Below are 21144 nucleotides of genomic sequence, written 5' to 3'. Positions count from 1 at the left end.
CGTCGGATCGGCAGGACTTTTGCCATACTGGGAGTTAATGAGTCCAGCCAAAAGTCCTACGGTAGAGATTAGGAGATTGATACCCGCAGCGCCTATCTCTCATTCTTCAAACCCAGCGCTTGCACACACCCCGTTTTTTCTGAACTGTACGCATACGTCTTGTACTTCATGAGCTCTATTCTTCTTGAGTCCGCACCACCTCAGCTCAATGCCCCCCTTATTCACCAGTTACCGAATGGATTAACGATCATTGCTGAACAAATGCCGATTGAGGCGATTAACTTGAGTATTTGGCTCAATGTCGGCTCGGTGGTTGAACCGAATGAAATCAACGGCATGGCTCACTTTTTAGAGCACATGGTCTTTAAGGGCACACCTAAGATTCGCTGTGGCGAGTTTGAGCGGCTGGTTGAAGAGCGAGGCGCAATGACTAACGCTGCCACTAGCCAAGACTATACTCAGTACTACATCACTACTGCACCCAAAGATTTTCACGATCTAGCTCCGCTTCAAATCGATGTGGTGATGAATCCACTGCTGGATCAAGAAGCTTTTGAGCGAGAGCGGCCTGTCATCTTGGAAGAAATCCGGCGGGCTAATGATAATCCTCGGCGGCGGATGTTTTATCGTTCAATGGAGGCGCTGTTTGATCGTCTACCTTATCGTCGTCCGGTGCTTGGGCCATCGGAGGTGATTGAAGGGCTAACCGCTCAGCAAATGCGCGAGTTTCACAACAGTTGGTATCAACCCAGCGCAATGACTGCTGTGGCGGTTGGCAATTTGCCAGCAACAGAATTAATCGATGCGATCGCACATGGTTTTGAGCAGGCTGAAGCGCATCGGCAGCAGCTTTATCCCAACATGGGGCGTGCCTGCGAGTTTATTCCCTATGCGCCAGAACCGTCTTTGAAGGAGATTCGGCGGTTTGACTATGTGGATGAGAGTATTCAGCAGGCGCGACTGGTAATCGGCTGGCGGGTGCCGGGAATGCAGAACCTGCACGATACCTATGCCTTGGATGTTCTAGCAACGATTCTAGGTCGGGGTCGGATGGCACGACTGGTGCGAGATTTGCGAGAGGAACGTGGTATCGTTACCAGCATTTCGGCCAGCAATATGACGTTTGGTCTGCAGGGCAGCTTCTATATTTCAGCTCAGTTGCCTGTAGAGCAACTGCAAACGGCTGAGCAGGAAATTTTGCAGCACATCCGCCAGATGCAGCAAGAGCCTGTCACTGAAGCAGAGCTGAGCCGCATTCGGACCCAGGTGGCGAACCGCTATGTTTTCGGCAATGAAACCCCCAGCGATCGGGCTGGTCTCTACGGGTTCTACCATTCCCAGACGGGCGATCTCGTCCATGCGCTCAACTATCCAGCCCATATTCAAGCGGTGGATGCCGATGCGATTCAACAGGCGACCCAACACTATCTCTCGCCAGAGGCTTATGCTGTGGTGACCATGCGACCTGCATAATAGGGTTTGGGAACGCAAAGTCCAGCTTAGTGGTGGATGTGCGGCCTACTGCGCGTCCACCACTTTCGATTTTGGGATAGAATTTGCCTCCCTTGCAGATTAAAACCTAGAATTAGCTTCATGTGGAATGCGATCGCAGATCAAATCAGCCAAAAAACAGGCACTCCGTTTCAAATTAAGGATCGACGCTCCGTCGGCGGCGGCAGTATTAACCAGGCGTATCAGATTAGCGACGGTTCGCGACACTATTTCGTCAAGCTAAACCAGGCCAACCAACTACCCATGTTTGAGGCTGAAGCGCTGGGATTAAAAGAGATTGCCGATACGAAAACAATTCTCGTGTCTCGCCCGATCTGCTGGGGCGTGGCGGATCAGTACGCATACGTGGTAATGGACTGGTTAGACCTGGGCGGAAATCGCGATCGCACTGCCTGGTATCGCATGGGTGAGCAGCTCGCGGCGATGCACCGCTGCACCAGCGACAAAGGCTTTGGCTGGCGGCAAAGTAATACCATTGGCGCAACACCTCAAAAAAATCCCTGGACGGAAAGCTGGGTCGAGTTTTATGTGGAGCACCGTATGCGCTTTCAGTTCAGCCTAGCGCGGCGCAATGGTGGCGATTTTCCCAAGTCAGATGAGCTGCTAGATGCGATCCCTTCACTGCTGGCCGGACATGATCCAGAACCGTCTTTGGTGCATGGCGACCTGTGGTCAGGTAATGCTTCGGTGACAAGTGACGGTCAGCCTGTGATTCTCGATCCAGCTGTTTACTATGGCGATCGTGAGGTGGATATTGCCATGAGTGAGCTGTTTGGCGGATTCCCAGCTGGATTTTATGAAGGCTACGAAGCAGCCTATCCCTTAGACAGCGGCTATGAGCGGCGCAAAACGCTCTATAACCTTTATCACATCGTTAATCACTTTAATCTGTTTGGCGGTAGCTACGGCTATCAGGCCAACCGAATGATCGCGCAGCTTTTATAGTGATTCCAGTTAAGAGTGAGAAAACGAGAGAGGAGCGTGCCTCATCCTGAGGCACGCTCCTCTCTCGTTCTTACCTAGAACTGCTATAGCTTAAAAAGCGGCAGTAGAGGCTAACTTGGATTAGCCACGAAGTAGGGTGAGCAGCATCACCATCGTCTTAGACAGAGCTAAGGGTGGGCAGTGCCCACCCTACATATCTCAAAAAAGACTTAGCAACTGTCAAGCCCCTACAGACACTAACGGACAAATCGTGGCATCACATCTGCAGCGGTGAACAGGCCGTGTAAGCCCTGCTGATGAAGCTGGTAGCCTGTCTTTAAATAGCCGAAGGCTGGGCCACAGACGTTAGCCGCCATGCTGGTTTCATCCCCTAGCGTGAAGGTGTGCGTTGAGGTTTTCCCTTCAAATGTCCGTCCAGTAATTTGGACATTGGTGCTGAGAGGCTTCTTAGGATTGCGAGTGTCAACGACGCCGCCGACTGAAACACGATCGCGATCGCAGATTCCCGCCAGTTCCAGCATTAAATCATCGGCATGTTCCATGTTCTCCAGCGTTAAGATGCCGTTGGTTTGTTCCAAAAACGCCTCCACTTCGGCATCGGTCATGGCGCGGGCCGACTCGACGCTGTGACCGGGCATGTGGGCAATGTCTTCCCGAATCGTGGCGCGGTAGGCTTCCCAGTTAGCAATGCCGACGCCAAAGGTGATTTTGACCTGGTGAATTTCGGCATAGCTTTGAGCTGCGATCGCAGCTGCTGCAGTCAACAATCCGGGCGTAGCACCACAGCCCGCCATGTAGGTAATACCAGCGGCCTTCAAATCGGCTTGCAGTTCTAGAATCTGCTCCATCGCGCTGGTTCGCTTCAGGGCGTCTACCAAAACTCCTTGCCAACCCGATGCCATAAACTGCCGCGTGACTGATGCCATGAAGTCGTTAGGCAAATTGGGCAGGGCGAGAAAAAATCCATCAACGCCTTGGCACTGTTCCAGCAAATCCTGAATGCTCTGCTGGCTTAATACGCCTTCGGGATCGAGATAGCCCAGGGATCCCTGATTTTGATAGGTGGCAATACAGCGATCGGGATCTAATCCAGCCGCCTGATACGCATATCCTTGCTTGTCAGCCGCCGCGACCCACTGCATCTCGCGTTTGCCCGCTAACACTCGGGTGGCAGCTTGTCCGAGTCCACCAAAGCCGAGAATACCGACTCGAATGGGGGTGAAATGAGTCTCTGCCTGCTCCTGATTCTGGGTGTTTGATACTTGCTCTGCACTCATACTTGCATCCGTCGATTACATTCAAGGCTTTATTATCCCGTTTTCGTTTACAAGTTGAACAGACAAAACCCATTCATCAGAGGCAGAAAACTCTGAAACCTGAGAACGGTATACATTTTCGTTGGCGTATCACTCTTCTCTAAGATCAAAAATGGCTGATGCAATTTGAAACAACGTAATGGATTAAGCAATATCAAGCATTACAACTTTACCCATAAGTAGGTTGGGGTAGAAAAACTACGCCATATTGAGATTTGCAAACAACTCGAAGGCTATAGCCATCAATCGGTTTGCCTTTTGTTTACATTCAGTTACACAGATGCAGGTTTCAGCCCGTACCTACTTAGATATTTCAATTACTTAAGGAATAAAAAATCTCAATTTCTATAATTGAAAAACTGCCAAAAGTTAGATCTGATGAGACTTTCGACCCATTTCTCTTGACTGCTCTGACAAGTTACGCGAAACTATCACTAATAAGTGTAGGCACCTGCACGAGTTTTAAGTTTTACATACTTTTTCAACCTGTTTCTACCATTTGCGGATAGAAGCAGATCAGTAGTAGTTGACGAAGTTGCTGACGGTGGGGCTTTTCGTGGCTCTGCGCTGCAACAGCCAATGTACAGGACATTTAAGCCAACATGGAAACCCTGGAGTTCGTAATCTATCCCGATGGGCGCGTGGTTGAGACAGTGACTGGCATCGTAGGATCCTCCTGCGAGGAAGTTACAGCGGCAATTGAAGCTCAACTCGGTCATGTGCTGCATCAGGAGCACACGTCAGAATACTTCAATCAAGCTCAGCAGGTTCAATCTTCTGCGACTGCTTATAATCAAACCTCAACGAGTCAATGGTAAACTCCAATCCATCATGGGTTAAGCGTTTACTATAGATAACTGTTGAATTTGATCTTCAAATAGTTTCAAAGTATTGCAATTTGTTTAGATTCAATATCTAGATCGTTTTCTAGGTTTATTTTCTCGCAGTTCATTTTTTAGGCAAGCGGCCATGTCACATTTCAGCCAAATTAAAACACAAATTCGCCATCTTCCTGCTTTACAATCAGCCTTGACTGATCTGGGTATTGATTGGAAGTCAGGGCCTTGCGACGTTAAGGGGTATCAGGGTAAGACCCATGCCGCTGCGATCGCAATTGCTCAAGACAATGGATACGACATTGGGTTCACTTTAAATCCAGAAACCGAGCAGTACGAACTAGTTGCTGACTTGCAGTATTGGCAGCAGCCGCTCTCAGTTGAAGGCTTCATCAAGCAGGTAACTCAGCGCTACGCATATCACACTGTGCTGGGTGAGTCCATGCGCCAGGGATTCCAACTGGCTGAACAGCAAAACAACCAAGATGGTTCTATTCGCCTGGTGCTACAACGCTGGAGCGCGTAATGGTGGATACAGGCCACGATCTGATGGGGCAACTGCCTGATCACAATCGTTTAATGGGTGACCACGCGCAAATGCGCGATCAGTCTATGAGCGATCAGCTATCAGGCAATCCTTCCCAACCAACTGGCGCAGAACCAGAACTGGGCGGTATGCTGCGGCATGCTGAAAATCGGTCAGGTTTGGAGCCAGAACTGGGTGGCGTTGTGCGCCAGAAGGGTGTCTATGTTGACGAGGTGACCTGCATTGGCTGTAAGCACTGTGCCCACGTCGCGCGCAACACGTTTTTCATTGAGCCGGAATATGGTCGCTCGCGCGTGATCCGGCAAGATGGAGATCCAGAGGAGGTCATTCAGGAAGCAATCGATACCTGTCCAGTTGATTGCATTCACTGGGTTGACTACACCGAGCTTCAGCTACTGGAAAGAGAGCGTCGCTATCAGGTGATGCCAACGCCCGGATTTCCGATTGATCCAGCGCTGGTTTCGGCCATGCGTCGTCGTCGTAAAGAACGCGATCGCAGACGATAGGATGCACTTTGTTTAAGCTTTACATTGCAATTACGGAAAGACTCTGGGATGCGGATTGTGTTCTGGGGTCTTTTGTTTTTTGGTAGTTGATGGTTGATGGTTGATGGTGGGTTAGTGGATGGTTGGTGGTGGAGTGGAGGGTATGTGGGTAGATGAGTGGATGGGTGAGGGGCGTGGGTTTGGTGGTGGAAAGCAGAAGGAGGCGAGTGGTGGAGATGAGATGTTTACGATTAGGAGAGAATGATTAACGTGCTTGCTGATGTGTTGCCGACGGATGTATTTCGACGACGAGTGCTGGATTGGTATGAGGCACATCATGTGCCCCAGTCGCGGATTGAGCATGTCCAGCGGGTGGCGCAGATGGCGGTTGAACTGGCGCAGCAGCACGACCTTGATCCCACGCCTGCGGCTACTGCGGGTTTGCTACATGATTCAGCCAAGAACTTTCCGGCGCAAACGCTGTTAGCGATGGCTGAAGCTGAAGGATTGGCACTGGACGAGGTTGCTTACGACAATCCCCATTTGCTTCATGCCGATGTGGGTGCAATTGTGGCACGGGATGAGTTTGGCATTACCGATGAGGGGGTACTGGCTGCGATCGCAAATCATACGCTGGGGCAACCGGAGATGGATTCGCTCAGCTGCATTGTTTTTCTGGCTGATAGCTTAGAACCAGGCCGAGGGGACACGGAGCAGCTCAACAATTTGCGTCAGCTCAGCCAGCGAGATTTAGGCGAAGCAGTTTATTTAACCTGTGAGATGAAGCTGCAAGCGTTGATTAAAAAGCGTCGCTTGATTCATCCGCGGGCCGTACGAACGCGAAATTACTTTTTGCAACACCATTGCAATAAATCGACACAAAAATCAGCAAATCAGATCCGCTCCGCCTGACTCTTGTTAGGATCACAACAGTATCCTGGTTTATTAACGTATTTAATGAGGACAAAAAACATTAATGATGTCTAACAACCTAAACGCTCGGATCCCAGACTCTAATGTCGTTGGTTTTCCCGCTGCTGAGAAGTCTCTCACGGATGAAGAGGTAAAGGCACTGGCACTGACCATTGCAGCCGCAGCAGATGAGCGCAAGGGTGCAGACATCACGGTTCTCAAAGTGACAGAAGTCTCTTACCTTGCCGATTACTTCGTAATCGTGACGGGCTTTTCCAATGTGCAGGTGCGGGCGATTTCGCGCTCTATCGAAGATCGGGTTGCCGAAGAATGGCAACGCTATCCCCTACGCACCGAAGGACAGTCTGAGGGAAACTGGATTTTACAGGATTATGGCGATGTGATTGTCCATATTTTCCTGCCGGACGAGCGAGAATTCTACAATCTTGAAGCCTTCTGGGCACATGCCGAGCCACTGCCATTTGTGCCATCGGCACCCTAGCCGACTGCCCGTATCAAGATAAGGGATAGCAGAATTCCGACGATATCGCTTAGCGATATCGTCGGAATTCTGCTATCCCTCAAGACGAACCGCCTCAAAAACACGTCGGTAGGTTATCGGCTAAACGCAGGACTATACGCCTGTAGGTTGAACTAGAACAGGGCTTAATGTACCCATAATGTACGTCTAGGAACACTCTGGCTTTAGGCAATATGCAACGCTCTGCATTTTTGATTTTCAATCCTGTTGCAGGTGCAGGAGACAATCATCAAAAAGAACTAAATACAATTCAATCTATTCTGGGTTCAGATATCAAACTGGAAGTGCGACTGACGACGCCTGAACGGGGCGCAGCGGAACTCACAAAAGATGCGATCGCACAGGGAGCCGAGATGGTAATTGCCTCTGGTGGGGATGGCACTCTATCAGCAGCAGCGGCGGAATTAATTCATACTGACATTCCGCTGGGGGTAATTGCGCGAGGTACGGCAAATGCATTTGCGACAGCATTAGGTATCCCGACAGACATCCAGGGGGCTTGTGGCCTAATCCTGAACGGTCATACTCAGAAAATCGACGTTGCCCGATGGCAGGATCGATCCATTATTCTGATTGCAGGCATTGGATTCGAGGCCGAAATGGTTGAACATGCTGACCGAGAGCTGAAAAATCGATTCGGCAATCTAGCCTATATCTGGTCGGGTCTAAAAGAATTAGTCAACCTTCACCCGTTTTCCGCCAAAATTCGCACTGAAGCAGAAACGATTGAAGCAGAGGTCATTGCCATCACTGTGGCCAACATTGCTCCACCCCTTTCCATCTTGGCGCAAGGGCCAGCGGGTATTATTGGCGATGATGGTCTGTTGGACGTGACTTATATTACCCATGATGGTGTGTCAGGTGCGATCGCAGCTACAAGTAACCTGTTACAGTCTGCAATTCGGGGCGTTGAGGCGAGCCAGGAGCATGTTCACTATCTCCGCTCTAAGCATGTTCGCATTGAAGCGCATCCGGCTCAGCGTGTTGCTCTGGATGGAGAAGTCGTTGGCGAAACACCGTTGGATATTGAGTGTATTCCGCATGCATTAACTGTGGTTGTACCGCAAGCCGAACAGGCTGAAGTGAATCAAGCAAGCCAAAAAGAGGTGGATTCAGCCGATAAATTAATAGAGGAAATGGAAGAGAGTACCTATTTCACAATGGGTGGAGGATAACGCTGTTGAATTGTCCATTAAGATCTGACTTATTACAAACTCCCCATAGCGGCTATCACTGGGATGGCCGCGATCGCAGATTTTTTGAAGGTTGGTACTTCCGCGTTACCCTGCCAGAAATTCAGCAAACCTTCGCCTTTATGTACTCCATTGAAGATCCCCAAGGAGGACAGCCCCACAGTGGCGGGGGCGCACAAATTCTCGGCCCCAATGATGAATATCTCTGCCGCACATTTCCAGATGTAACTCAGTTTTGGGCGTGGCCGGATGCGCTAGGGCTGGGCCACAGTCGGCCAGTACAAGCTGGACAGCCCCCTGGCTATTTACCTGCCAACGAGTTTGATCAGCAGATTACCGAAGGCTATCAGGTGACAGCCACGCATCACCAAGGCAAGCTCACCGATCCGGGCACTGGCCAAACTGCAACTTGGAACTACACCACTGAACCTATTTACGGTTGGGGTAGCACTGGGCAACCGCAGCAGTCTACAGCTGGCTGGCTATCCCAGTTCCAAATTTTTGAACCCGGTTGGCAAATTTTGATTGCTCACGGTCGAGCAACAGGCTGGATTGACTGGAATAATCAGCGCTACGAATTCGCCAATGCGCCAGCCTACAGCGAAAAGAACTGGGGCGGAGCTTTTCCAATCAAGTGGTTTTGGCTGAACTGCAACGCCTTTGACGGTGAACCGGATTTAGCCCTCACCGCTGGTGGTGGTCGTCGCCAAGTCCTGGCCTGGATGGAATCCGTGGCAATGGTGGGGTTACACTATCGCGGTCAGTTTTATGAATTTGTACCCTGGAATGGCACAGTACACTGGCAAATTAAACCCTGGGGCTACTGGTCAATGCAGGCAGAGAATGACCAGTACGAAGTTGAATTAACGGGTACGACCGATCAGCCGGGTACACCGCTGCGGGCACCAACCCGTGACGGACTCATTTACTTCTGCCGCGACACGATGCGGGGGGATGTGCAGCTGACTTTACGCCGAAAGTGCGATCGCGCTCTCATCCTCGAAGCAACCAGCTCGCTCTGCGGCCTTGAAGTAGGCGGTGGCCCCTGGACGGAAACCTGGATACACTAGCCGAGTTAATATCATGATTTGCTCAAGCTTTCGCAATAGAAGCCATTGTTTGATGAGTCATACCGCTATAATGTCCACTGTACCTGGGGCTGTAGCTCAGCAGGATAGAGCAACCGCCTCCTAAGCGGTAGGTCGCGCGTTCGAATCGCGCCAGTCCCGTTTCTCCTTATTTTCCATAGAAAAACCGACTTCATATAACTTCCCCCACCAGAGAGAGTGTTTATTACTGTTTCCTTTTTAAGTTGGGGCAAGGACTGTCGTTAATTGTTATGCAACTGAAGCCTATTGATCAACAAGTTGTTGCCGTTGTGGGTGCAACCAGCGGGATCGGACGTATCACAGCTTTTTGGTTTACGAAAACATTTATGGCTGGCAACCGCTAGTCATTCTTGTTATCAAGAGCATTATCAAGTGCGTTGTTAAGCGCGAAAATTAACGCCTTGGCAACTATCCATGCCCCATTGCGTGGCCAGCATTTGCTGATAGGCTTCTCGCTGTAACAATAGTTGTTCATGCAAAAAACAAGCCATCTGCCGAGCCTGGTCGTCATTCATTTGCTCAATTTGCATACAGAAAGTAGCGTGGGAAAACTGGTTTTCAATCGATAAGTTAGTGTTTGACATGGGAGATTCTCCTGCAAGGAATAATTCAGGGTTGGTTCCATCCTAGGCAGACGATAAGCTCTCTCCCATGCCCCGTCGGGGTTATTTGTAAGGTTTTGATACAGGTTTATTGACAAAATCAATAATGCATGAATTTGGCCAAATCTTTTAAGGTTTGGTGACTGGAATTCTGCGATCGCACCCTGTAGTCAATCAACAAACCCTGCATAATCCTGAATCATGATTAGAACGTATTGACACTTGCCCCAAACCCCATTGTGACAAAAAATGCCAATACGTCCCAGAGTGTAGTGAATACTAGAGCTGAACTCGTTTGCGCAGCTGGCTAATTCCCAGTAGACCGAAACCGATTAAACCACTCATGATGCCGGGTTCAGGTACCTCAGTTGCGGCCAAGCCCACCAGCGAACTGCTATTGCCCCCAATCATGCCCAAAGAAGTCGCCTCTCCAGTGGTTAGATCGATACCGTAAAGCATTGAGCCAGAGGCCGCGTAGGCAGTATTGACCCCTGCTTCGGGAGAAAGAATATCAAAGCCACCGAGCGTCTCAAAATCGATGCCCAGAGAACCAATGGTGCTTAAGCCGCCAGCATTTGCCGGGTTTTGCAGCGCCAAGATATCCAGTTCTGAATCAATTGTATAAAGCGCAGTTGAGCGGCCTGCGGGTGCGCCTATAGCGGTGTGCAGATTGATTAAGCACAGTAGCACCCGTGGGTGAACCAGTGACGCACATCTTCTAAGGTGATCAGAGAAAGCCCCTGAGCGATCGCCTCATGCAAGGCTTGCGGAGTTCGTGCCTCAACGGCTCTCAAATACCCTTTCAACTTTGACCACAGGTTTTCAATCGGATTGAAATCTGGGGAATAAGGAGCCAGATAAATCACTCGTGCCCCCACGGCCTCAATGGCTTGCCTGACGCCGTCCACTTTATGGGCAGGCAAATTATCCATCACCACGACCGCTCCCGGCCATAGGAGTGGACAGAGAAGCGTTTCGATGAACCACAAAAACACATCGCCTGTCGTGCCACCCGTAAAGCTGAGGCCCTCAAGGAACCCAGCCTTGAGGCTCATGGCACCGAGGATCGTGAGGTTTTTGCCACGGCCTTTCGGTTGCTGGGCATAGGCCCGTTGACCTCGTTGAGCGCGCGCATACAGCAACACCATGGCCAAGTTAACTCCCGTTTCGTCAAGAAACACCAAATCTTCGACGGCTACATTCCGAATGCTTTGCCAGTAGTCATAGCGTTGCTGCTGTTTTGCTTCGCTATAGACCTCACTGGCCTTGAGACTTTTTTTTTCGCGTGATGCCCAGTTTGCTGAGGGTGCGACTGATGGTGCTACCGCTCACCTGGATGCCGGTTCGGGCGGCTAAGCGCTCAGCCAGTTGGGCCAACGTGGCATCATTATCCGCTTCTACTAGCTCCCGTAACACCTCATGGTGACTGGCTTGAAGCGTGGGTTGAGGACCGCCGACATAGGGTTTGGGGGCGATGCTTCCGGTAGCTCGATACTGTTTCACAAGCAGACGGACGCTATCTTGACTCACTTGAAAGCGCTTGGCTAATTGTCGAATGGATCCTTCACCTTGCTCGTAAAGGGTGACGATACGGTGACGTAAATCAGCGGAGTGGGGACGCATAGGCATGACCAAAGCAGTACAAACGAGCGTACTGCATAATTTTGCAAACCGCTATAAAAAGGAATTGGTGTAGGCCACGGCGGTTACATTTGGATCAGCACCAACGTTAACGTCTCCGTCAACATAGGAGAGGGTGCCGTCTGGCTGCACACCCGGAGTATCAGGATCGAAGTCGGCAATTTCACCCGTATCGACGTTGATTCGGAAGTTTTGATCATTAACACCCTCAAGCCGCAGCCGATCGGCGGCAGGATTGAAGTCAAATCCAGAGGTTTGTCCGCCTGCGTAGGATAAGGGCGAAAGGGTGCTCTGTAGGGATGCAGCCCCTGTTTTCAAATCAATGGTGTAAATCTCGTTTGTATCGGTAATGCCGTAGAGCAGTCCGTTAGCGGGGCGAATATCAATTCCAAGCAGAGAGCCGTTAACTCCCGTGACGGACAACGTGCGGGTGCTACTCGGATCGTCGGGGTTAAAGTAAATCAGCGAATTGTCGTCTGTCAAACCAATCAGCCGAGTCATGGCGGCTTCAGCTATCTGAAAATTGCCCATCAGGGTCAGAGCGGCGGCGGTCAGTGCGGGAGTAACCAGGCATAGCTGCGCTAGTTTCATGAAAACCTCACAATAGGTAACGTTAGAGACGTTTAATCAGGATTTATCCGCAAAAACACGATGTGTTTGTACGGTTACGCCTCGGGTACGCTACTTACGAACTGTTAGATTTACGGAGATAAGCGCTTTATAAAAACTTTATCTAACTGAGGGAATAGCCCTGATTATGTGAGGTTTACATAAAGTGCCAATGCTGACTGATTCAGGATCACTAGCGCTATTGTGTAAACGCGGCGGTTGAGGAATTGTGCGATCGCACTTCGTCTCTGTTCAACGTTTCTGCTTAATATCCCTTCGTTTCAATTTGGCTCAACTCATCATTGATATAGCTGTAGTCAGCGAAGCTAGGACACGAACGTTGTTGTGGCGCGGCGATGCTGCGCCACAACAACGTCCTAAACCAATAGGACTATCACTATATCGGTTTAAACGTGTGTAGGGGCGAATGGCCATTCGCCCCTACAGGAATTTATTGGAAAATTCGTTAATTGAGACTAACGATTAGGTGCCAACCGTCCAGGAATTCATGTAGATTTCCTGCTCAGGCGTTAGCGTATCCAGGTCAATACCCATTGCCACCAGCTTCAGGCGAGCAATTTCCTGATCAACTTCAGTTGGAATGGAATGTAGACCCGGTTCCAGCTTGCCCTTGTTCTTCGCCAGGTACTCACAAGCCAGTGCCTGGTTGGCAAAGCTCATATCCATTACGGCACTGGGGTGGCCCTCGGCGGCTGCTAGGTTCACCAGACGACCTTCACCCAAGACGATGACTGACTTGCCGCTGCCGAGCACGTACTGCTCGGTGAAGTTGCGAACTTGCTTCACTTCAGTGGCCATTTCCTTGAGCGACTTGAGGTCAATCTCAATATCGAAGTGGCCGGAGTTACAGACTATTGCGCCATCCTTCATCACGTCGAAGTGCTCTTTGCGAATGACGTGCTTGTTGCCCGTAACGGTGATGAAAATGTTGCCCTGTGGCGCGGCTTCACTCATCGGCATGACGCGGAAGCCATCCATGACCGCTTCAATGGCGCGAACCGGATCGATTTCGGTAACGATGACGTTGGCACCCATGCCGCGTGCCCGCAGCGCAGCACCCTTGCCGCACCAGCCATAGCCCGCGATCACGACGGTTTTACCAGCCAGCAGAATGTTGGTGGCGCGGATGATGCCGTCGAGGGTGGATTGACCTGTACCGTAGCGGTTGTCAAAGAAGTGCTTGGTGTCGGCATCGTTGACGTTCATTGCCGGGAACGTGAGAACCCCGTCATTGAACATCGCCTTCAGCCGCACGATCCCCGTGGTGGTTTCTTCGGTGGTGCCAATTAGGTCTTCGAGCTGATGCTGGCGCTCTTTAACCAGAGTTGCCACTACGTCACTACCGTCATCGATAATGATGTTGGGTCGATGGTCGAGGGCGATTTCGACGTGGCGATGGTACATCTCGTTATCTTCGCCCTTTTGAGCAAAGACTGGAATGCCATAGTCAGCCACCAGGCTAGCTGCTACGTCATCTTGAGTAGACAGCGGATTGCTGGCAATCAGTACCGCATCAGCGCCTGCATTCTTAAGTGCGATCGCAAGATGGGCGGTTTCGGTGGTGACGTGACAGCAGGCTGAAATTCGGATGCCATCTAGGGGCTTTTCTTGGGCAAATCGGTCTTGAATTTGCCGCAGTACTGGCATCTCACGCCCAGCCCACTCGATGCGCTGTTTACCTTGGGTGGCAAGGCTGAGATCCTTGACGTCGTGTCTCGTTTGAACTGGACTACTAACCATGAAGCTTTGTTACTAAGTTTGGGTGTGTAATTTTGCCTTTTCTAGTTTCTCGGAAAAACAAGGCCATAGCAAGCAATAAAAAAGCCTTTGCCCATTTTCTGATAGCGGAGGCTTATGTGATGCCCTTGCCACTCCTGGCGATCCGACCGCTCAAGCCTCGGATGATGACTTTATCTAAATCAGTGTGACTGGTGAGCAAGATGATTACTTTGTGCCTGATGCCAGCACGACCACTCGTGCAGATACTCCAATTTTGAATCTGCCTGAATTGATCTCACTGGCCCCTTGAATTCAGATGCCAGCCTGCTCTATCGTGCGATCGCACAATCCCTAGATGCCAGCCAAGCTGGTCGCGTCTATTTCATTCCCGCTTATCTCTGCCGAGGCTTACCTGGTGCCATTGGCACTGAGCTGTATCTGGAGGAACTCAAAGAGCAATCGCTTGCACCAAACTAAGGAGCAGAATCCTAGCAGCCAGCCAGCATTATATAGCCTTTCCTAGGCTACTGAGGTACAAGTTATTTTTTGAAAGCCGCGCGAAGCGCGGCTTTCAAAAAATAATCTCCCTTTACTAGCGCAAGAAGCGCTGTATTACGTCTCTTCAAAAAGTCTATTTCGCAAAGAAAAAACTCCGGCTGGCAAAGAAATTAAATTCGAGGAGCTTGTATCATGCTTCTGCTCTAGATCTGGCTCATTCTGTGCGTACCTTTATCATTCTTTGGCTCGGACAGCTTGCCTCCTCGATTGGCAGCAGCATGACGTATTTTGCGCTGACCCTCTGGGTTTGGCAGCAAACTCAGTCCGCAACTGCGATCGCACTCATCCTAGTGTTTTACCAACTGCCCCAACTTGCGATCGCGCCCTTCTCTGGCATTCTGGCTGACCGCATTTCCCGCAAACGTCTGCTCCTGCTCAGCGATTCCGGCGCAGCTTGCTGCACAATATCGGTCGGCATCTTGGCGGCGCTGCAGGTGCTGCACATTTGGCATATTTATCTGATTGCGGCCATCATTGGCTGCTTTGGCAATTTGCAGGTGCTCACGTATTCAACCTTGGTGCCGCTGATTGTGCCCGAGCAGCACCATACCCGCGCTACCAGCATGGGAGCCATCGTTGGCTACGGGGCAGGCATTCTGTCTCCAGCTCTGGCCGGAGTGCTGTATCCCCTAGTTGGCCTGCTGGGGATTACCGCCATTGATATGACCACATTTGCGATCGCAATGCTGACGCTGCTAGCGATTCAAATCCCGGTCAAGGCAAAGGAAACCACAGATCAGCCGGACGCGACTGACCCCAAAACTGTAGGTCAAAAGCTCTGGCACAATGTCACCTTTGGGTTTCGCTACATCCTCTCGCAGCCCAGCCTGCTGGCAACGATGACGGCTCTGTCTACCTTCGCATTTTTGCATCAGATTAGCGAAGTCCTGTATCAGCCGCTGGTGCTCGCTCGCACGGGTGGAGATACAGAGGTGCTAGGCTTAGTGGTTGCGGCTTCTGGGCTAGGTGGCGTGATTGGTGCGACGGCTCTCAGCGTTTGGGGTGGGTTTCAGCGGCGAATGGTTGGTGTCCTGGTGGGATTTCTGGGGACTGGCATCAGTACGCTGCTCTTGGGACTGGGGCAGATCCCCATCGTTTGGGCCACGGCAGGGTTCGGTGCATCGTTGCATCAGCCGCTGATTATGAGTTCCTACATGGCGGTCTGGTACGCCAATGTGGCCTCAGAGCTGCAGGGTCGAGTGTTTGCGGCAGATTACTTAGTTGGCACTGTCGTTACACTCTTAGCAAATCTCGTGGCAGGGCCGCTAGCTGACAATTTATTTGAGCCGTGGCTGCAAAGTGGACAAACGATCTTCAGTCCAATCGTCGGCGCTGAACCCGGTAGCGGTATGGCCGTCCTACAGATTGTTCTGGCTCTGGGGATGCTGACCGTTGGTGCAGTCGGATTTAGCTGCTATGCCAACTTTTTCAAACAGTGCGATCGCAAACATCTGTAGCAAACATCCATAGCAGACATCTGTAGCGAATAGACCAGCAGATTGCCGCGTCCATGCTATGCTCCCTTAGTAAGAATAAATCTCATTTAGATTTATTTCCGCTACTGGAAGCATGGACGTTTGTTATCGGGTGACACCACCCTTTCCATCTACTCAAAACACGTTCACCCTAGTGCATAGCGATCTGGAAGAACTGTGTCAGCAAGCGGAAACCGAGGGGGAGGACATTTATCGGCGTACCGATTTATTATTGAGATCATTCTTAATAGAATGATCAGAATCGCGTTGCTTTCGCCATGAGCCTTGATTTACCTGCTCAAGAAGCTGACGCCATTTGGATAGAAGCTGAACAGCACTGTCCACCTGCCACTTCGATTGATCGCCTGGAAACCATTCACACGATGCCGTCGCAGTTGGGCAGGGGTTATCGCCGTGAACTGGAACTCTATCCGGGTCTGGAGCTGGCCATTTTCAATGAAAACTATCATGAAAATTTGACATTTCGCGGTGTGGAGCATCCTCACCTGGTGCAGTTTATGGTGCATCTGGCGGGCATTGTCGATAGCGGCAGTTCTCTCTATCAGGATGCGACCCAGGGCTACATTGGCGGTAGCGGGATTCAACCAGCGGTGAGCAATTATCATCTGGCCAATGTGCCTGAAATTGGCGTCGATATTCACCTCCAGCCGCACCTGTTCAAGCAGCTTTTCGCTACTCTTACAGGTGAACTTCCTGCTGAGCTACAGCCGCTGGTGAACGGTGAGAATTGGCAGCAGGTGTTTTCGCCCAAGACGACAGAGGCTATGCGGTTGGTGGTGCGGCAGATCATTGACTGCCCCTTTTTGGGTGTGGCTAAGCGAATGTATTTGCAGGGCAAGGTGTTTGAGCTGACTGCCCTCCAGCTTGATGGCATGCTAAATCCTAGCCAAACGGCTGTATCAGAATCGCTGAAAGCGGATACCGTTGCCCGGATTCACTATGCGGCGGAGATCTTGCGATCGCACCTCGAAAATCCTCCTAATCAAACTATTCTGGCTCAGCAAGTGGGCATGAGCGATCGCACTCTGCAAAAGGGCTTTAAGGCCGTATTTGGCGTGACACCGTTTGCTTACTTGACTCAGCAGCGGATGAAGCAGGCCAAGCAGCTTCTGCACCAACCTGGAAGAACCGTAGCGGATGTGGCAAACACGGTAGGCTACGCCAACCCAGCTAAGTTTGCAGTCGCTTTCAAACGGCAGTTTGGCATTACGCCCAGAGAATGTTTGCTTGGCAAAAAGTGATCCAAAATTCGCTTTTGGGGTGATGGTTCGGTTTTGGAGTGGATGCGATCGGGCTCCAGTCTTTACACTCTGTTCTATATAAACAAGAATCCTTCGCAACTGAAGGTTTCACGAGGTGTGTGAGGACTGTGATGACAACAACGAAGCTTTGGGTATTGGTGCGGTTGGCAGCGGCATTGAGCATCGCTGGAAGTGATGTTTCGGTTGGCTCTTTGTCGGTGGCAGCGCAGGAGCGTGGGAGCGTGGGAGCGTGGGGGTGATGGAGTAGAGGCGTCGGAGAGTGATGGAGTAATGGATTCGGGAAGTGACGCAAGTATCGCTTCATCACCCGACCACCCGCTCACTTCATCAACCGACCAACCCATAATCCCCTCAACTGACGCTCAGGGAAACCCATCACTCCTGTCTAATCTTGAACCATCTGCAACGACCGTTGAGGAGTGGGTCGCCCAAATCGAAGCTTCGCTAACTCAAATTACTGAAGTGCGCGTAGAAGAAACCGCAGCGGGTGAACTGGCAACTCCCACAACCCAAACAGTGAGCAATGCGCTGATTGCGGAGATTCCTAACGCGGTGTTGGCTTTACCGGGTGGCGGTTCGTTTGAACAGTTCAGCCCTGCGGCAGGCATTGTCCTGGTGAGCGTGACGAATGAGCCAGGAAACCGGGTGCGGGTGGCAATTACGGGAACGGATGCGCCGCCTGTGGCGGAAGTAACGGCGACAGGCTTGGCGGTGACGCTGGGTGAGGCAGTTGCGGGTACAGACGACGATGCGATTCAGGTGGTGGTGACGGGAGAGCAGGATGAAGGCTACAACCCACGAAGCGCAACGACTGTAACGCGAACTGATACACCACTGCGAGATATTCCATTTTCAGTTCAAGTAATTCCAGAACAAGTGTTGGAAGATCGGCAAGTCAGGAGCATTACAGAAGGTTTGGAAAACGTAGCTGGTGTCACCTCAATACCAACGCTGCCGACCGTAGAGCATTTGTTACTATACGAGGCTTTGAAAATTTCTCCGGCAACCTGATCAATCGTATTCCCGACCCTCAAATTTCTACTAATGGTGGATTTGTCAATGCTGAACGTTTAGAGGTTTTGAGAGGTCCTGCTGCCGCTTTATATGGTGAAGTTGGATCGCTAGGTAGCAGCATCAACATTGTGACTCGACAACCGTTAAGTGATCCCTTTTATGAGGTGAGCGCAACCGCAGGCAGTTTTAATGATTATCAAGGTATCGTCGATCTTTCTGGCCCCTTAAATGATTCTGAAACATTGCTATATCGACTGATAGGTAGCTATCGCAACTTTGATAGCTATATCGATTTTTTTGGGGGAAGCGAGACTTTTATTGCTCCTAGCGTGGCATTTCAGGGGATTAATACTGATTTTATTCTTGAGGGTGATGTCAATGTTTTGGATCGACCAGATGGGAGCCTATCTCAACCTATTCTAGGCACTGTACTCGAAAACCCAAATGGAGAAATTAGCCGTAGTTTTAACCCGGAAGGCCCTGTCGATAACGGCAGAATCTTTAACGGTAGAGTGGGATATCGCTTAGAGCACCGCTTTAGTGAAAATTGGCAACTGCGAAATGCTTTTCGATACACGTTTTACAACGCTGAAGAACAGACCAACTTCTTTTCTGGCATTCTTGCTAACGACAATCGTACACTCAGCCGCTCCGTTTTTGCTGGTTCGCAAAACCTCAACACTTATTATCTAGATACCAATTTGCTCGGCAACTTCGCCACTGGTTCGATTGAGCATCAACTTCTGGCTGGCATTGACTTAACGCGTGACACAAACGATCTTACTTTTGAATTTGTAGACGCCCAACCCATAGATATTTTTGACCCAGCTTATGACCAAACTGTGAATCTTACAGGGCAACCTACGGTTGATAGGTTAACAACGAGAGATACATTGGGACTATATCTCCAGGATCAAATTACCATTACAGATAATCTAAGATTACTCTTGAGTGGACGAATTGATTTCTTTGGAGAGAACAGCAACAATCGTCTTAGCAATGAAGAGAACAACCAATCGGATACGGCGTTTAGTCCACGAGTAGGTATTGTTTATCAACCTATTGCACCAATTTCTCTCTATGCTAGCTATGCTCGATCATTTGTGCCGACAATTGGGGTTGCAGCAAACGGAGACACATTTCGCCCAGAGCGAGGGACCCAATATGAAGTGGGTGTCAAAGCTGATATCAATGCCCGGCTTTCCGCAAATCTTGCTTTATATGATCTCACTCGCTCTAATGTTACAACACCTGATCCGAACACTCCAGGTTTTTCGGTGCAAACCGGAAGACAAAGAAGCCGAGGGGTTGAGTTGGATGTTAGTGGTGAAATTTTACCGGGATGGAATATTATCGGAGGTTACGCCTACACTGATGCCAGAATCACCGAAGACAACGATTTGTCAACAGTAGGAAATCGACGCTACTCTGCTCCAGAACACTCCTTCAATGTGTGGACAGCTTACACTGTCCAAGGTGGTGATTTGCAGGGGTTAGGGTTTGGATTAGGACTCTTTTTTACAGGTGATAGATTTGCAGATAATGCAAACACAGTGGTTTTGCCCAGTTTTCTTCGCACCGGTGCTGCAATCTTTTATGAGCGAGATCGCTTCCGCGCCACTGTAAATTCTCGGAATATCTTTGGCGTAGAGAGTTTTGCAAGCGATTTTGGTTCTAGTTCTTTTGTTCAGCGAGGTGCTCCTTTGACAGTTCAAGGAACGATTTCATGGCAATTTTAAGCTCTAAAAAATCATGAGGAATCGTTTTCTTTACTACGTCATTTACTCGTTGATTACTGTTAGTATCGCCTTGCTAACTATAGGATGTCATACGGCTAGCAAGGTTGCCAAAATTGGAAACGCACAAATCTCAAAGAATTGTCGGGTTATTCAGCATAATCTTGGTGAAACTTGCATTCCTTTAAACCCAGAGAGAGTTGTCGTATTGGACTCTAACATTGCACTTGATCCAACTATCGCTCTTGGTATCAAACCTGTGGGTTTTGCCTCATTTTACGATAGAGAATCAGATTTTTTTCGCGGTGCATCGCTTGATGTGATAAAAGAAGCGACAAATATTGGGTCAACTGAGCAGCCTTCGTTGGAAAAAGTGTTGATGCTTAAACCAGATTTGATTTTAGCGAGCAAGGAGCAACCCTATCAACCATTATCCGCGATCGCACCAACTATCCAAATGCCTTTTAACTTTGATCAGACAGGCGACGAGGCTTTGTTTAAGGAAGCCTTGCGCTACGTTGCCAAAATTTTTAGCAAAGAAGAAAAAGCCGAAGCACTGATCAATCAATATCAACAACGAATTGAAGATTTGCAGAAACGTTTAAGAGAACAGTCTCAACCAATAGAAGTTTCTGTGATTTACTATAATTCTGATCTTGTCTATACACCTGTAAAAAATTACGATGCGATCTCAGATGTTCTCATAGACCTGGGGCTGGATTATAAACTAATACCTGTCAGCACTTATCTCAATATTGAAAGCATTGATCAATTCGATACAGACACCTTATTCATCATCAGCGATGAACACAAACCTCTCAGTTTCTACCAGCAACATCCACTCTTCAGCCGTCTCAAAGCCGTTAAAAATGATCGACTATATCTTGTCCCTCCCGAAAGGTGGGACACCAGAGGGATCTTAGGAGCAAATCAAATCTTGGATGACTTGGAAAAATACCTTGTTAATACACCATAGATCTATGCCCAAACACACTTTATTCATCTGCCAATCCTGCCACTCTTCCGAAGAAAGAGACGAACATCACCTGCTGATGATGCGCGCTTGCTCGAACAACTCAACACGTTAACT

The 21144-nt window shown here is 49.8% G+C and carries 21 protein-coding genes, 1 tRNA gene and 1 pseudogene; 16 read left to right on the top strand and 7 right to left on the bottom strand.

Features of this window, described 5'->3' with window-relative positions; all coding sequences use genetic code 11:
* Positions 1-168: 168 nt before the first annotated feature.
* Complete coding sequence (locus AC286M_RS21315; RefSeq protein ID WP_488206305.1) at positions 169-1473, top strand: M16 family metallopeptidase; 1305 nt, start codon at positions 169-171, stop codon at positions 1471-1473.
* A gap of 120 nt (positions 1474-1593) precedes the next feature.
* The gene (locus tag AC286M_RS21310) at positions 1594-2457 is read left to right on the top strand and encodes a fructosamine kinase family protein (protein WP_488206304.1); all 864 of its coding nucleotides are present in this window, start codon (positions 1594-1596) and stop codon (positions 2455-2457) included.
* A gap of 236 nt (positions 2458-2693) precedes the next feature.
* Here AC286M_RS21310 and bioU read toward each other — a convergent pair whose 3' ends face one another.
* Entirely contained in the window at positions 2694-3734 is a 1041-nt protein-coding gene (gene bioU / locus AC286M_RS21305) for a (S)-8-amino-7-oxononanoate synthase BioU (protein WP_488206303.1), read from the bottom strand.
* Positions 3735-4375: 641 nt separating this feature from the next.
* Between bioU and AC286M_RS21300 the strand changes: the two genes are divergently transcribed.
* The 8 genes from AC286M_RS21300 to AC286M_RS21265 all read left to right on the top strand — a co-directional run bounded on the left by AC286M_RS21300 (position 4376) and on the right by AC286M_RS21265 (position 9516).
* Positions 4376-4591 carry a DUF2997 domain-containing protein gene (locus AC286M_RS21300; protein WP_488206302.1) on the top strand — a complete coding sequence of 72 codons (216 nt, stop codon included), beginning with the start codon at positions 4376-4378 and terminating at the stop codon, positions 4589-4591.
* Between the two features lie 151 nt (positions 4592-4742).
* The gene (locus AC286M_RS21295; protein WP_488206301.1) at positions 4743-5135 is read left to right on the top strand and encodes a DUF1257 domain-containing protein; all 393 of its coding nucleotides are present in this window, start codon (positions 4743-4745) and stop codon (positions 5133-5135) included.
* Positions 5135-5662, top strand: a complete 528-nt coding sequence (locus tag AC286M_RS21290; protein ID WP_488206300.1) for a ferredoxin — start codon at positions 5135-5137, stop codon at positions 5660-5662. Before AC286M_RS21295 ends, AC286M_RS21290 begins: the two co-directional genes overlap by 1 nt.
* A 240-nt stretch (positions 5663-5902) precedes the next feature.
* On the top strand, positions 5903-6553 hold the full coding sequence (gene yqeK, locus AC286M_RS21285; protein ID WP_488206299.1) for a bis(5'-nucleosyl)-tetraphosphatase (symmetrical) YqeK: 651 nt from the start codon (positions 5903-5905) through the stop codon (positions 6551-6553).
* 64 nt (positions 6554-6617) lie between these two features.
* On the top strand, positions 6618-7055 hold the full coding sequence (rsfS, locus tag AC286M_RS21280; RefSeq protein WP_488206298.1) for a ribosome silencing factor: 438 nt from the start codon (positions 6618-6620) through the stop codon (positions 7053-7055).
* 212 nt (positions 7056-7267) lie between these two features.
* Positions 7268-8269: a YegS/Rv2252/BmrU family lipid kinase gene (locus AC286M_RS21275; protein ID WP_488206297.1), complete on the top strand. Its 1002-nt coding sequence runs from the start codon at positions 7268-7270 to the stop codon at positions 8267-8269.
* Positions 8270-8274: 5 nt separating this feature from the next.
* A complete protein-coding gene (locus AC286M_RS21270; protein ID WP_488206296.1) occupies positions 8275-9357 on the top strand; it encodes a tocopherol cyclase family protein in 1083 nt (360 codons plus the stop codon).
* Between the two features lie 85 nt (positions 9358-9442).
* A tRNA-Arg gene (locus tag AC286M_RS21265) sits at positions 9443-9516 on the top strand.
* Between the two features lie 260 nt (positions 9517-9776).
* Here AC286M_RS21265 and AC286M_RS21260 read toward each other — a convergent pair.
* The 6 genes and pseudogenes from AC286M_RS21260 to ahcY all read right to left on the bottom strand — a co-directional run bounded on the left by AC286M_RS21260 (position 9777) and on the right by ahcY (position 14009).
* Positions 9777-9980 carry a hypothetical protein gene (locus AC286M_RS21260; protein ID WP_488206295.1) on the bottom strand — a complete coding sequence of 68 codons (204 nt, stop codon included), beginning with the start codon at positions 9978-9980 and terminating at the stop codon, positions 9777-9779.
* Positions 9981-10277: 297 nt separating this feature from the next.
* On the bottom strand, positions 10278-10688 hold the full coding sequence (locus AC286M_RS21255; RefSeq protein ID WP_488206294.1) for a DUF4394 domain-containing protein: 411 nt from the start codon (positions 10686-10688) through the stop codon (positions 10278-10280).
* A pseudogene (locus AC286M_RS21250) lies at positions 10673-11233 on the bottom strand (IS630 family transposase); the annotation flags it as partial. The pseudogene AC286M_RS21250 and the gene AC286M_RS21255, both read right to left, overlap by 16 nt.
* Positions 11234-11255: 22 nt before the next feature.
* Positions 11256-11627 carry a helix-turn-helix domain-containing protein gene (locus tag AC286M_RS21245; RefSeq protein ID WP_488202941.1) on the bottom strand — a complete coding sequence of 124 codons (372 nt, stop codon included), beginning with the start codon at positions 11625-11627 and terminating at the stop codon, positions 11256-11258.
* Positions 11628-11672: 45 nt separating this feature from the next.
* The gene (locus tag AC286M_RS21240) at positions 11673-12230 is read right to left on the bottom strand and encodes a DUF4394 domain-containing protein (protein ID WP_488206293.1); all 558 of its coding nucleotides are present in this window, start codon (positions 12228-12230) and stop codon (positions 11673-11675) included.
* A 501-nt stretch (positions 12231-12731) separates the two neighbouring features.
* Entirely contained in the window at positions 12732-14009 is a 1278-nt protein-coding gene (gene ahcY / locus AC286M_RS21235) for an adenosylhomocysteinase (RefSeq protein ID WP_488206292.1), read from the bottom strand.
* Positions 14010-14294: 285 nt separating this feature from the next.
* Here ahcY and AC286M_RS21230 point away from each other — a divergent pair, with 285 nt between their 5' ends.
* The 6 genes from AC286M_RS21230 (at position 14295) to AC286M_RS21205 (ending at position 21030) form a co-directional block, all read left to right on the top strand.
* Positions 14295-14465, top strand: coding sequence for a hypothetical protein (locus AC286M_RS21230; protein WP_488206291.1), 171 nt, complete (start codon positions 14295-14297; stop codon positions 14463-14465).
* Between the two features lie 242 nt (positions 14466-14707).
* A complete protein-coding gene (locus AC286M_RS21225) occupies positions 14708-16003 on the top strand; it encodes an MFS transporter (protein WP_488206290.1) in 1296 nt (431 codons plus the stop codon).
* Positions 16004-16299: 296 nt separating this feature from the next.
* Positions 16300-17283, top strand: a complete 984-nt coding sequence (locus tag AC286M_RS21220) for a helix-turn-helix transcriptional regulator (protein ID WP_488206289.1) — start codon at positions 16300-16302, stop codon at positions 17281-17283.
* Between the two features lie 234 nt (positions 17284-17517).
* Positions 17518-18315: an AMIN domain-containing protein gene (locus AC286M_RS21215; RefSeq protein WP_488206288.1), complete on the top strand. Its 798-nt coding sequence runs from the start codon at positions 17518-17520 to the stop codon at positions 18313-18315.
* A complete protein-coding gene (locus AC286M_RS21210; RefSeq protein WP_488208857.1) occupies positions 18282-20057 on the top strand; it encodes a TonB-dependent siderophore receptor in 1776 nt (591 codons plus the stop codon). Before AC286M_RS21215 ends, AC286M_RS21210 begins: the two co-directional genes overlap by 34 nt.
* A gap of 13 nt (positions 20058-20070) precedes the next feature.
* Positions 20071-21030 carry an ABC transporter substrate-binding protein gene (locus AC286M_RS21205; RefSeq protein ID WP_488206287.1) on the top strand — a complete coding sequence of 320 codons (960 nt, stop codon included), beginning with the start codon at positions 20071-20073 and terminating at the stop codon, positions 21028-21030.
* Positions 21031-21144 lie beyond the last annotated feature (114 nt).

The sequence above is a fragment of the Thainema salinarum CENA647 genome, assembly GCF_057732415.1.
This window is presented reverse-complemented; position numbering and strand designations above follow the sequence as displayed.